12 protein-coding genes and 2 pseudogenes are annotated in these 12543 nt (G+C 68.6%); 11 read left to right on the forward strand and 3 right to left on the reverse strand.

Annotation, left to right across the window (positions count from 1 at the left end; genetic code table 11):
- The 8 genes from ACIKT0_RS06655 to dnaA form a co-directional block, all read left to right on the forward strand.
- Positions 1-711, forward strand: a 711-nt coding sequence (locus tag ACIKT0_RS06655; RefSeq protein ID WP_407104578.1) for a glycine cleavage T C-terminal barrel domain-containing protein, incomplete at its 5' end; no start/stop codon positions are given.
- A 162-nt stretch (positions 712-873) separates the two neighbouring features.
- Positions 874-2529 carry a polyhydroxyalkanoate depolymerase gene (gene phaZ, locus ACIKT0_RS06660; protein ID WP_407104588.1) on the forward strand — a complete coding sequence of 552 codons (1656 nt, stop codon included), beginning with the start codon at positions 874-876 and terminating at the stop codon, positions 2527-2529.
- Positions 2530-2716: 187 nt separating this feature from the next.
- Positions 2717-3115 (forward strand): EF-hand domain-containing protein, encoded by a 399-nt coding sequence (locus ACIKT0_RS06665; protein ID WP_407104579.1) that lies wholly within the window; start codon positions 2717-2719, stop codon positions 3113-3115.
- A 52-nt stretch (positions 3116-3167) separates the two neighbouring features.
- Positions 3168-3914 (forward strand): metallophosphoesterase, encoded by a 747-nt coding sequence (locus ACIKT0_RS06670; protein ID WP_407104580.1) that lies wholly within the window; start codon positions 3168-3170, stop codon positions 3912-3914.
- Positions 3915-3979: 65 nt separating this feature from the next.
- Entirely contained in the window at positions 3980-5332 is a 1353-nt protein-coding gene (locus tag ACIKT0_RS06675; RefSeq protein ID WP_407104581.1) for an ActS/PrrB/RegB family redox-sensitive histidine kinase, read from the forward strand.
- Between the two features lie 120 nt (positions 5333-5452).
- The gene (gene rpsT / locus ACIKT0_RS06680) at positions 5453-5716 is read left to right on the forward strand and encodes a 30S ribosomal protein S20 (RefSeq protein WP_183395179.1); all 264 of its coding nucleotides are present in this window, start codon (positions 5453-5455) and stop codon (positions 5714-5716) included.
- Positions 5717-6402: 686 nt separating this feature from the next.
- Complete coding sequence (locus ACIKT0_RS06685; RefSeq protein WP_407104582.1) at positions 6403-6846, forward strand: rhodanese-like domain-containing protein; 444 nt, start codon at positions 6403-6405, stop codon at positions 6844-6846.
- A gap of 62 nt (positions 6847-6908) precedes the next feature.
- The gene (gene dnaA / locus ACIKT0_RS06690) at positions 6909-8375 is read left to right on the forward strand and encodes a chromosomal replication initiator protein DnaA (RefSeq protein WP_407104583.1); all 1467 of its coding nucleotides are present in this window, start codon (positions 6909-6911) and stop codon (positions 8373-8375) included.
- A gap of 13 nt (positions 8376-8388) precedes the next feature.
- Here dnaA and ACIKT0_RS06695 read toward each other — a convergent pair whose 3' ends face one another.
- The gene (locus ACIKT0_RS06695) at positions 8389-9180 is read right to left on the reverse strand and encodes a mechanosensitive ion channel family protein (protein ID WP_407104584.1); all 792 of its coding nucleotides are present in this window, start codon (positions 9178-9180) and stop codon (positions 8389-8391) included.
- Positions 9181-9440: 260 nt separating this feature from the next.
- Between ACIKT0_RS06695 and dnaN the strand changes: the two genes are divergently transcribed.
- Positions 9441-10559 (forward strand): DNA polymerase III subunit beta, encoded by a 1119-nt coding sequence (dnaN, locus tag ACIKT0_RS06700; protein WP_407104585.1) that lies wholly within the window; start codon positions 9441-9443, stop codon positions 10557-10559.
- A pseudogene (locus ACIKT0_RS06705) lies at positions 10556-10771 on the forward strand (AAA family ATPase); the annotation flags it as partial. The gene dnaN and the pseudogene ACIKT0_RS06705, both read left to right, overlap by 4 nt.
- A gap of 49 nt (positions 10772-10820) precedes the next feature.
- Here ACIKT0_RS06705 and ACIKT0_RS06710 read toward each other — a convergent pair.
- Both ACIKT0_RS06710 and ACIKT0_RS06715 read right to left on the reverse strand, forming a co-directional pair.
- Positions 10821-11483: pseudogene (locus ACIKT0_RS06710) on the reverse strand (carboxylate-amine ligase); the annotation flags it as partial.
- 93 nt (positions 11484-11576) lie between these two features.
- Positions 11577-11891, reverse strand: coding sequence for a hypothetical protein (locus ACIKT0_RS06715; RefSeq protein ID WP_407104586.1), 315 nt, complete (start codon positions 11889-11891; stop codon positions 11577-11579).
- A 279-nt stretch (positions 11892-12170) separates the two neighbouring features.
- On the opposite strand from ACIKT0_RS06715, the gene ACIKT0_RS06720 reads away from it, so the two are divergent.
- Entirely contained in the window at positions 12171-12488 is a 318-nt protein-coding gene (locus ACIKT0_RS06720) for a hypothetical protein (RefSeq protein ID WP_407104587.1), read from the forward strand.
- Positions 12489-12543: the final 55 nt, after the last annotated feature.

Here is a 12543-nt window from a genome sequence, read left to right on the forward strand (position 1 = left end):
AAGGACGACGACGTCCACATCCTGTCGCTGCAGGGGCCGCTCGCGCTCGACATCCTGAAGCCGCACGCCGACTTCGACCTCGCGACGCTCAAATACTTCGAGCACCGCCCCGCAAAGCTGTTCGGCAGGGAGGTCTCGATCGCGCGCGGCGGCTATTCGGCGGAGCGCGGCTACGAGGTGTTCTGCTCGGCCGCCGACGCGCCCTTCCTGTGGGACAGCATCATGGAGGCCGGCAAGCCCTACGGCGCCTGCGCGGCGTCCTGGGGCTGCCTCGACATCGTCCGGGTGGAGGGCGGCCTGCTGTTCTTCCCGTTCGACATGCCCAAAGGCGACGAGACCCCCTGGGAGGTCGGCGCGGAGTGGACGGTCGACCTCTCGAAGCCCGACTTCCACGGCAAGGAGGCGCTCGAGCGGCGCAAAAACGAGATCCGGGTCGCCAATGTGGGGCTCGAGATCGACGCCCATGAGGCGATCGAGCCGGGCGCCCGGATCATGAAGGACGGCGAGCAGGTCGGCACGGTGAACTCCACCACCTACAGCCGCCACCTGATGAAATCGATCGCGCTCGGCCATGTGAAGCCCGAACTGAAAGCCTGGGGCACCCCGCTCGAGATCGTCTCCGAACGCGGAACCTTCCCGGCCTACGTCGTCCGGACCCCGTTCTACGACCCGCACCGCATCAGAACACACCCCCTCGAAGAACGGACCTGAAAACCAGGGCTTCGAGAGCCTTCCCGGGGCGCGCCGCAGGGCGCGCCCACCCCGTTCGCGGCCCCTGCCGGGTCAATAGCCGACAAAGGCGGCATTGACGCCGGCCTCCGAAGGGAGAATCGTTCGCGTCCTATTGCGGCGCAGCATCGGAAGGACGTGTCGATGCCTCGGGACCGGAGAATCAGCGGCATCGGCGAGTTCGCCGGCGCTGTCGCCAGTTCGGATCTGGCCGACTGGGGCGGCTCCGCCGCCTCCATGCCGCTCTACTGGCTGTTCGAGGCCGCGCAGGCGTCGCTCGGTCCCGCCCGCGCCTTCGCCGACGCGGGCAAGCTCTACTTCAAGAATCCCGTGAACCCGCTCTCCCATACCGACTGGGGCCGCAAGGTCGGGGCGGTGTGCGAGGTGTTCGAGCGCGCCACGCGGCGTTACGGCAAGCCGGAATTCGGCATCGCCTCCACGCTGGTCCAGGGCGAGCGGGCCCCGGTGACCGAGGAGATCGTCTGGAGCCGGCCGTTCTGCAACCTCATCCACTTCCAGCGCGGCCTGCGGCCGGGGAGCCGCAAACAGCCGAAGCTGCTGATCGTCGCGCCGATGTCCGGCCACTACGCGACGCTGCTCCGCGGCACGGTCGAGGCGATGCTGCCCGATCATGACGTCTACCTCACCGACTGGACCGACGCCCGCCTCGTGCCGCTCACCGACGGCGCCTTCGACCTCGACGACTACATCGACTACCTGATCTCGATCTTCCGCTTCCTTCAGGGCGAGGCCCATGTGATGGCCGTCTGCCAGCCGGCGGTGCCGGTGCTGGCGGCGGTCGCCCGGATGGAGGCCGAGGAGGACCCGTTCACGCCGCGATCCATGGTCCTGATGGGAGGCCCGATCGACACGCGCGAGAACCCGACGGCCGTCAACGAGGTCGCGATCGAGCGCGGCACGGAGTGGTTCCGGCGCAACGTCGTCACCATGGTGCCGTGGCCGCATCCCGGCGCGATGCGACAGGTGTATCCGGGTTTCCTTCAACTCACCGGCTTCGTGAGCATGAATCTCGACCGACATCTCTCCGCACATCACGAGTTCTTCAACCACCTGATCGACGGCGACGGCGACTCGGCCGAAAAACATCGCGAGTTCTACGACGAATATCTCGCCGTGATGGACCTTACAGCCGAATTCTACCTGCAGACGGTCGACACGGTGTTCGTGCGTCAGGCGCTTCCGAAGGGCGCCATGACCCACCGCGGCAAACCGGTGGACTGCTCGAAGATCACGCGCTGCGCTCTGATGACCGTGGAAGGAGAGCGCGACGACATCTCCGGCGTCGGCCAGACCAAGGCCGCCCACAAGCTCTGCACGCGCCTGCCCGACGACAAGCGCGCCCATTACCTGCAGGACCGGGTCGGCCATTACGGCGTCTTCAACGGCTCACGTTTCCGGGCCGAGATCGCGCCGCGCATCCGCGACTTCATCAGTTCGCACGAGCCGAGAGCCCAGAGGCCGGCGTCGGGGCCCGGCGCGCGTCCGGTCGAGCGGGAGACCGCCTCTTCCGCAGGCGACGTTCCGGCGGGGACGTCGCTGGCGCGCGCGCGTGAGCCGCGGGCGACGAAGGCCCGGCGGCCGGCGGACGACCTGACCCAGATCGCCGGGGTCGGCCCGCGCATTCAGGAACTGCTCAACGAGGCGGGCATCTTCCACTTCTGGCAGCTCTCCCGCCTCACTCCTGAGGAGATCTCGGAGCTGGAGCAGCGCATCACGCCCCGCGGCCGCATCTTGCGCGACAAGTGGATCGAGCAGGCCGAGAGGCTCTCTCGCGCCTGATCGTCCCAGCCGCGAGGATGTTCGCCGCCGCTCAGGAGGTCGATCGCACGCGTCACGCGGAAAAAACTCCACCAAAGCGAGCAACGTTTCTCCTAAGGGCTTTCTAAGAGAGATGATCTTCTCCATATTCCCGCCGCGCCGTCCGTCACGTCAGGACTGAGCGTTCTTATTATTAGAGGAGATCTCCATGAGCTACCGCATTGCCGCTGCCTTCGCCGCCGTCCTGTTCGCCGTCGCGCCTGCTGCCGCCGCCAACACTGGCGCGGACGCCCTCAAGAGCATCAACAAGGATGGCGACGACACTCTCGAGATCGCTGAAGTCATCGACGCTGGCGTCAAGACCTTCCAGGCCATCAACCCGGATGGCGACACCACGCTCGAAAGCGGCGAGACCAAGGGGCGCATCACCGAAAAGGAATGGGCGCGGTTCAACACGGACGGCGACAAGACCCTCGAGATGGACGAATGGCTGAAGATCCTGCGCATGCATTTCAAGCGGGCCGACGCCAACAAGGACGGCAAGCTGACGGCCGTGGAGCTCGACTCCAAGGCGGGGCAGCGGGTCATCCTCATGATCATGAAGTGAGCCGACTGCGCTCGATCCTTCCGGCCCGCGCTCCGGCGCGGGCGCCCGCTTCGTGAAGCCCCTGATCCGGCGCGGCGGCTGGACCGCCGCGATCCGCCCGCTCGCCGACGGCGAGGCCGTCGCGGCGATCGGCGACGTGCACGGACAGGACGATCTGTTCGAGGCCCTTCTCGACGCCCTGTCGCCGGACCTCCGCGCGGCCCCGCGCGCGACCCTCGTGCAGCTGGGCGATCTCGTCGACCGAGGTCCCGGCTCGCTGGCCGCCCTGCGGCGCGCGAAGGCCGGCCTGCCCGGCGTCGAGAGCGTCACCCTCATGGGCAACCATGAGGACCGCATGCTGAGCGCGATCCTCACGGACGATCCCGAGGAGCACGCGATGTGGTTGGAGTTCGGCGCCGGCGAGACGCTCGCGGAGGCGGGCGTTTCGTTCGACCGGCCGGACTGGCGCGAGGTCTTCGCGAGCGCGCTCGGGCGCGACCTCATCGACTGGCTGACGCAGCTTCCGAAGCTGCACAGGGTCGGGGACCTGGCTTTCGTCCATGCCGGCCTCGACCCCGCGCTGCCGCTCTCCGAGCAATCGCCGCGGACCCTGATGTGGACCCGCCGGCCGTGGCTCGAAAGCCGGGGTCCTTATGACGCCGGCGTGGCGGTCATCCACGGCCACACGCCCCAGCCGCAGGTCGACCTGTCCCATCCGCACCGCGTCAACCTCGACACCGGCGCGTTCCGCACCGGGGCGCTGTCAGCGCTGCTGATCGTCGGGGACCGTATGCGCATCGTTCAGGCGGTCCGGCCCTAGGCGCTTGTCGCGCCCCGGAAAGCCGGTCATGACGGGCCTTCATCAAGGCTCGGAAGGCGCGGCTCTTGGACTTCGATCGTCCCCCGGAAAATCTGCTCACGGAGCATCATCTCAGGCTCGACACGCTGATCCGGCTGCGATGGCTCGCGGTGGCCGGCCAGAGCTGCGCGGTGTTCCTTATTCATATGGCGCTCGGCTTCCCGCTGCCGCTCGCCGCTTGCCTTGGGGTGATCGCGTGCTCGGGCGGACTGAACGTCGCTCTGCGGCTTCGCTATCCGATGACCCATCGGCTGGAGGGACCTGCCGCCGGCCTCCTGCTCGCCTATGACGTTCTGCAGCTCGCGGCCCTGCTGTTCCTGACGGGCGGCCTCGAAAATCCCTTCTGCGTCCTCTTCCTGGCGCCGGTGATGATCTCCGCAACGGCGCTCACGCCGCGGACGACGGCGGCCCTCGGCGCCCTGGTCGTGGCGCTCGCCACCTTGTTGGCCTTCGTGCACCTGCCCCTGCCCTGGCCTTCGCCGCACGCGGTCGAGCTACCGTTCCTCTATCTGGTCGGCCAGTGGGTCGCGCTCATGCTCGCGCTGGTGTTCATCGGCGTCTACGCGTGGCGGGTCGCCGAGGAAGGTCGCGAGCTCAGCCAGGCGCTTGCGGCGACCGAGCTCGTCCTCGCGCGGGAGCAGCACCTTTCCGCGCTCGACGGCCTTGCGGCGGCCGCAGCCCATGAGCTCGGCACTCCGCTTGCGACGATCGCGCTGGTCGCCAAGGAGCTGGAGCGCGCGCTCACCCCCGGCCCGCACGACGAGGACATGAAGCTGCTGCGCGAGCAGGTCGCGCGATGCCGCGAGATTCTCAAGACTCTGACCTCGCTCGACGAGGGGGACGCGCCGTTCGAGCGGATGGCGATGCGCCACATGCTCGAGGAGATCGTCGCCCCGCACCGGAATTTCGGCGTCGCGCTCGAGGTCGCCGCGCTCGGCGATCCCACGGCCGAGCCGGAGTGGCTGCGGAATCCGAGCGTGCTTTATGGCATCGGCAATATCGTCGAGAACGCCGTCGACTTCGCCCGCTCGCGCGTCACCGTCACGGCCCGGTGGGATTCGGAGCGCGTCGAGGTCGAGGTCGCCGACGATGGCCCCGGCTTCGCGCCGGAGATCATCGACCGCCTCGGAGAGCCTTACGTGTCGACGCGCGCCGCGGGCCGCGCGGCCCCCACGGAAGCCGGCGGCCTCGGGCTTGGCTTCTTCATCGCCAAGACGCTGCTGGAGCGTTCGGGAGCTCAGCTGAAGCTCAAAAACGCGCCCCCGCCGCTCACCGGCGCGCGCATCCGCATCACCTGGCCGCGGAGCCGGTTCGCCGCCCCTGCGCCCGAGGGCGGCGGCAAGGCGGCCAGCCTCTCCTTCCGCGCCGCCGCAACCTGAACGTTGACGCGACAGGCCGCTCTTGCTAGGTGACGCGCTCCCGCGGCCGCCCGGAAGGCGGCTGCTCTTCTGTTGTCAGGCGCGGCCCGCCTAACGCCGCCTCACGAGGATTTCCCGCTTATGGCCAACACGCCGTCGGCCAAGAAGGCCGTCCGCAAGATCGCTGCTCGCACCGCGGTCAACGGCGCGCGCAAGAGCCGCGTCCGCACCTTCCTGCGCAAGGTCGAAGAGGCGATCGCCGCCGGCCGGGCGGAGGACGCCAAGGCCGCGCTCGCGGTCGCCGAGCCGGAGCTGATGCGCGCCGCCCAGAAGGGCGTGTTCCACAAGAACACGGCCTCCAGGAAGGTGTCCCGCCTTTCGGCGCGAGTGCGCGCCCTCTCCTGATCGCGCTGCCGTCCGCAGTCAAAAGCCCGGCCCTCGGCCGGGCTTTTTGCTTTCCTGGTTTGCGCGTCACGCATGCCGCCGGAAGCGGCCCCGCCGCAGAATCCAGCTTGACTCACGGAAAGCCCTGAATCGCCGTCATGACGAGTCTGCGTCAGTTCTACGGGCAGAAAAACCCGATTTATATCAATGAGATAGAGCGTAGACGCGAAGGCGCGCCCGGAATCCGCCGACGGCGGGCGTCGGCGCCGCCGCGGCGGCCAAAGAATCTTCCGGCCTGGAGGTCGCCGGCGACGGTGGGCGGGAACCCCGCAAATTTGCTGGCTACGCAGAGCTTTGCACGGGTCCTTTTCCGCCGCGGTCCCGGATTGGAGCGACCGGATTCGGCCCGCGACGCGATTCGTTTACGAAGCCCCATTGCATCCCGATCGGGCTCTCGGGTATCTTCCCGTCAATGGGGGCCGACGAGATGATCGTTGATAATAAAGCGATATTCTGCAGTCGTTCTCGCTAAACATCCCGCGTTAGAGAAGCTTCCACTCCGCTCTTAGGGGCGAGGGTTGGTTCATCGCGCCGCGCGCTGAGCGGATGACGTTGGCGTAGACATGCGCTTCGGCGCGCGCGTGCGTTCTCCTGTGGTCTAGTCACGAATATGGGGCGCCGGATCTTCATCCGGCGATGGAATGTCTATGCCAGATCCCAAGACGCCATATGCCGGCGACGTCGCGCCCAAGGAGGCATGGGAAACGCTCGCGAGCGAGCCCGGCGCTGCGCTGGTCGACGTCCGCACGACGGCCGAATGGTCCTTCGTGGGGCTGCCGGATCTGTCGCCGCTCGGGAAGCGTCCGCTGCTGCGCGAATGGCAGAGCTACCCCTCCATGCAGGTCGACGGCGCCTTCGCGGACGATGTCGCCGCGGCGCTGAGCGAGGCCGGGGCGAGCCCCGACGCGCCTGTCTTCTTCCTCTGTCGCAGCGGAGCGCGCAGCCAGGCGGCCGCGGCCGCTCTGGCGGCGAGAGGCTGGACCCGCTGCTTCAACATCGTCGGAGGCTTTGAGGGGCCGCTCGACGGCAGCCGGCACAGGGGCGCGACGGCCGGCTGGAAGGCCGATGGTCTTCCCTGGGCCCAGTCCTGACGCCGCCGCCTGCCTCGCCAGTTTCGCCTTTTTTGAACGTCGCACGTCTCGGAGGGATCTTCATGCCCAGCTCGCAGCTCGCAGCCCATTCGAGGAACCTGGCCGCGCACGAGCTTGACGATGGATCAGAGCACGACGCCCTCTGGTCGGCCGTAAGCCGCCGGCTGCGCGCCGAGTATGGCGAGGACGTCTACACGAGCTGGTTCGTGCGTCTCGTCCTCGACCGGATCGACGGCGAGGTCGCCTACCTGACCGTGCCCACGCGCTTCCTGAAATCCTGGATCCAGTCGCATTACTCGGAGCGGATCGCCGCCGTGTTCGCCGAGGAGAATTCCGAGGTGCGCCGGGTCTCGATCGGCGTCAGGGTCGCGGCGCCCAAGCTGGTGACCGCCGGGCGGGACGTCGTCGTCGCGCCGGTTCCGGAGCTCGCGGAGATCCGTCCCGCCGTCGCGCTCCCGCAGCCTCCGCGGCCGGACGCCGCACGGATCGGCGGCTCGCCGCTCGACCGCCGGCTGACCTTCGACACCTTCCTGACCGGTCGCTCCAACGCGATGGCCTATGCGGCCGCGCGCCAGATCGCGGACGCCCGCCCCGGCGACCCGGTGACCTTCAACCCCTTGGTGATCCACGCAGCGGTCGGCCTCGGCAAGACGCATCTGCTGCAGGCGACCGCGCACGCCGCGGAGGCGACCGGCCGCCGCGTGACGTACCTGACCGCCGAGAAGTTCATGTTCGACTTCGTGGCGTCGCTCCGGGCGCAGACCGCCCTCGCCTTCAAGGAGCGGCTGCGCGCCATCGACCTGCTCATCATCGACGACCTGCAGTTCCTGCAGGGCAAGACGGTCCAGCAGGAGTTCGGCCACACCCTGAACTCGCTGCTCGATGGGCGGCAGCAGGTGATCGTCGCGGCCGACCGTGCGCCGTCGGAGCTTGAAGGCGTCGACGAGCGGCTGCGCTCGCGCCTCGCGGGCGGCCTCACCCTGGAGATGGGAGCGCTCGACGAGGAACTGCGGGCCAAGATCCTCAGGACCCGCGTCGAGGCCGCCAAGGCCGCTCACCCGCGGTTCGACGCGCCGGACGACGTGATCGCCTATGTCGCCCGGGTGGTGACGGCCAACGGCCGCGACCTCGACGGCGCGGTCAACCGCCTGCTCGCGCACAACACCCTGACCGGCGCGCCGATCACGGTCGAGATGGCCGAGACCGCCTTGCGCGACCTCGTGCGGCAGGTCGAGCCGAAGCGGGTCAAGATCGAAGAGATCCAGCGCATCGTCGCCCGTCATTATCAGGTGAGCCGCGCCGACATCCTGTCGTCGCGCCGCACGCAGACCGTCGTGCGGCCGCGGCAGGTGGCGATGTATCTGGCCAAGCAGCTGACGCTGCGCTCGCTGCCGGAGATCGGCCGGCGCTTCGGCGGTCGCGACCACACCACGGTTCTGCACGCGGTCCGCAAGATCGACGATCTGGTGAAGACCAACTCCGCGCTCTCCGAGGAGGTCGAGCTCCTGAAGCGCATGCTCCTCGAGTGACGCCGCGCCGGGATCATTCGGCGGGCTGAGCGGCCTCCCGCTCCTTGGCCTTGGCGCGCTCCGTCACGAAGCGGACGAGTTCGTAGCGCAGCGCGTCGGTGTCCGCGGCTCTGGTCCATGCCTTGACGTCGAGTTCGATCGGGTCGCCATAGCCGACCTTCTTGACGATCGGAGGCGGGCTGCTGAGCACGCGCTGGTTTTCGCTCAGGAAGGCCTGAACGTCCTGGATCGTGGCGTCCGCATCGCCGTTGCGGGCGGTCACCTTGGTCTCGACGAACCGGTTCGGGTATTTCGAGAAGTTCGTCATCGCGTTCCCCCACACGGAGCCGTTGGGGATCAGCACCTGCACGTTGTCGGCGGTTGAGAGCTCGGTGAAGAACAGGGTGAGGTCGCGCACCTCGCCGTTCTTGCCTCCGACCTCGATGTGGTCCCCCACCCGGAACGGCCGGAACAGCAGCAGCATCACGCCCGCCGCCATGTTGGAGAGCGTGCCCTGCAAGGCGAGCCCGATCGCCAGGGAGGCGGCGCCCAGCACCGCGATCAGGCTGGTGGCCTGGATGCCGATGACTTGCAGGATGGCGACCAGCGCGACCGCCAGAACCGCATAGCGCACCAGGCTCGACAGGAAGCCCGCGACGGTGACGTCCATATGCCTGGCCGCGAGCAGCAGACGGTGCGCTGTCCGCTCCGCCGCGCCCGCGAGCCAGATCCCCGCGATCGCCAGCAGGAGAGCGCCCAGCATGTTGGTGCCATAGCGGATCGCCAGGCTTGTCATCACCGCGAAGTCGACCGGGATGTCCGGCATGGGGTTCTCCTTTGCAGCGCACGCGACTCTCCGCCCCCAACGCTGAGCGACCGAGACGGTTCGGAGGGACCTCGCGAGGTAACGAGGAACCGCAGGTCGTTTCGCCGGCCAATCAACGCGGCTGTGGTCGCGGAACGGCTTGTCGACGGCTGCCGCCTCATGCAATGTCGCGCCCCCCGCGGAGCCTCTGTCCGTGGGACGGCCGGACCTTCTGGCGGCGGGCGGCCGGCCTCGATGGTCCTACGGAGAGCGGGACGAAAATGCGAGCGACCCTCGAGCGAGCGGCCCTCCTGAAGGCTCTCGCGCATGTCCACCGCGTCGTCGAACGGCGCAACACGATACCGATCCTGGCCAACGTGCTGCTGCGCGCGGGCGACGGCGGATTGAAGCTGCAGGCGACCGACCTCGACCTCGAGATCGTCGAGACCACGCCGGCGGAAGTGACGCAGCCCGGCGCCACGACCGTGCCGGCGCACACCTTCTACGACATCGTCCGCAAGCTGCCTGACGGCTCTCAGGTTTCGCTGGAGATGGGCGGGGAGCGCGGCACGCTGGTGATCCGCGCAGGACGCTCCCGGTTCACGCTTCAGACGCTGCCGGACAGTGATTTTCCCGATCTCGCCGCGGGCGAGCTTCCGGTGCGCTTCGAGATCGCCTCGGCCGATCTCCGCCGCCTGATCGACAAGACACAGTTCGCGATCTCGAACGAAGAGACCCGCTACTACCTCAACGGCATCTACCTTCATGTCGTCGAGCAGGGCGGCGTGAGCCTGCTGCGCGCGGTGGCGACCGACGGCCACCGGCTCGCGCGCGTCGAGATGCCGGCCCCCGCCGGGGCGAAGGGAATGCCCGGCGTCATCGTTCCTCGAAAGACGGTCGCCGAAGTCCAGCGCCTGCTCGAGGACCCTGAGGGCCAGGCTGTCGTCGAGCTCTCGCCGACCAAGATCCGCGTCTCGGTCGGCGATGTGGTGCTGACCTCCAAGCTGATCGACGGCACTTTCCCGGACTACAACCGGGTGATCCCGACAGGGAACGACAAGCGCCTGACCGTGGACCGGACGGAGTTCTCGAGCGCGGTCGACCGCGTCTCGACGATCTCCTCGGAGCGCGGTCGCGCGGTGAAGCTCTCGCTCGGCGAGGGCCGGCTGGTGCTCACCGTCACCAATCCCGACTCGGGCAACGCCACCGAGGAGATCGAGGTCGACTACGATTCAGACCCGATCGATATCGGCTTCAACTCCCGCTATCTGCTCGACATCGCCGGGCAGCTTGAGGGCGACACCGCGCTCATCCGGCTCGCCGACCCGGGTTCGCCTACGCTTGTTCAGGACCGCGACGACGCGCCCGCGCTCTATGTCCTGATGCCGATGAGGGTGTGACGGCGGACGAAGGCGGCCAGCGACCGCCCTCGGGCGGGACGCCTCGCGTCGCGGTCACACGGCTGCGGCTGACGAATTTTCGCTCCTATGCGGCGCTCGACCTCGCCTGCGGGGAGCGGTCGGTCGCGCTGGTGGGCCCGAACGGCGCCGGAAAGACGAACATCCTGGAGGCGCTGTCGCTGCTGGCCCCGGGGCGCGGCCTGCGGCGCGCGGGCAGCTGTCGCAGACGCGCAGCTCGATCGTCGGATAATGCGTCGACGGCCTGATGTGCCACCAGACGAAGCTGGCGTCCTCGACAATCCCCGCGCCGACCAGAAGGTCGATATAGCGCTGGTATTCCGCCTGCCCGCTGAAGATTTCCGGCACGCCCATCCGGGGCCACTGCGCGAACGCCGTCAGCCGGAACGCTCTGATCCCGGTGTCACGGCCCTGCCAGAACGGCGAGGAGACCGACAGGGCGAGCAGAACAGGGATGAACGGGATCAGCCGGTTCATGAGTTCGATGCGGCGGTCGGGCTCAGGCGCTTCGACGTGGATGTGCATCGCGCAGATCATCGCACGCTGCGCGATGATGCCGAACTCGGACTCGAGGCGCTTGTAGCGCTCCTTCTCGGTGGTCTCCTGCTCCCGGACGCGGGCCAGGGGGTGGGTGCCGGCTGCGAGCAGCAGGAGCCCGTTGTCCTGCGCGATCCCGGCTAGCTCGCGACGCATGCCGCGGAGGGCCGCGCAGGCTTCGTCGAAACTCGTCCCCGGCTCCGTCTGGACCTCGACCTGGCCCTTGAGCAGCTCGTGAGACGCCGGCTTCACGAACCGGCTCGCGGCCTCGTGGAACCTGTCGGCGGTGGCGCCGTCCGGGCTCCTGCCTGTGGCGGCGTCCGCCAGGAAGTATTCTTCTTCGATACCGAACCGGAACGCGTCGGCCATTCAGCGCTGCTCCATGCGCCGGGGCGGCGCGGACCTTCGAGACGAGATCCGCCCGCCGGGCGGCCGGCGGGCGGATGGAGGAGTTCAGCCGCCTCAGCGCTGGCGCAGAGGCCGGAGCGGGCGCGGGGTGTAGTAGCAGCGCCGGCCGACCCACTTGCCGCACCAGCGGCCCCGGCGATGGATGTGGCGGAGGCTGTAGTTCGAGCCGCGATGATACCTGTGAGCGCGCCTGTGCTTCTGGACACGCCGGTCCCGGCGATAGTCGACGAGCTGCAGCTGCCCGGAAAGGCGCTCGGCGCCGGCGCCTGGCTGGCTCGCCGGGGAGCTCGGGACGACGACGCGCGCCGGCTCTGCGGCGCTCGCCGGCTCATAGGCCAGCCCCGCCAGCAGCGCGGCCGCGAGGGTCAAAACAGCAGTTCTTCTCAAGACCAGCCTCCCGTGATGTTTCGTCGAAGAAGATCCAGGGATTAGCTATCGCGGCGATGCTCGCCGGCTAGCTCCGCTCCAGCCGCCGGCCAGGCGAGATCCGCAAAGCGTTAATCGTCGATCCACGGCGGTTCGCACGGCGGACCCGCCCCGGGCGCAAAACGCCGCGGCCCGGTCGCCTCGCGCGACGCGGGACCATATGTGCCGGACCCGCCCTGTCGCCGGGGCGCGCCTGCGCCGCCGTCTGGAGACACCGTCCGCATGACCGCACTGAACCCGACCCTGGCCCGCGTGGACCCGCCAGCCGAACCGCTCGGCGCGTTCAGCCTGCTGCGGACGGCGGTTCGCAACCCGATCGAGATCTGGCCGCAGGCGGTGTATCGGGAGCCGGTCTATCGTCGCCGCTTCGCGGGCCGGGACGTCGTCTTCTTCTGCGATCCGGACATGATCCGCGAGACGCTGGTCGACCAGGCGGACGCCTTCGAGAAGGCGGAGCCGATGCGCCGCGCGTTGCGGCCTGCGCTTGGCGACGCCCTGCTCACCGCCGAGGGCGCCGACTGGCGCTTCGTCAGATCATAGGTCTTGAGCATTCCGGTTCGGCGGCTGACCACCAGGTCGCCTGCGAAGAACCCGA

This window comes from Hansschlegelia beijingensis (assembly GCF_045505405.1).
Classification (GTDB): Bacteria; Pseudomonadota; Alphaproteobacteria; order Rhizobiales; family Methylopilaceae; genus Methylopila; species Methylopila beijingensis_A.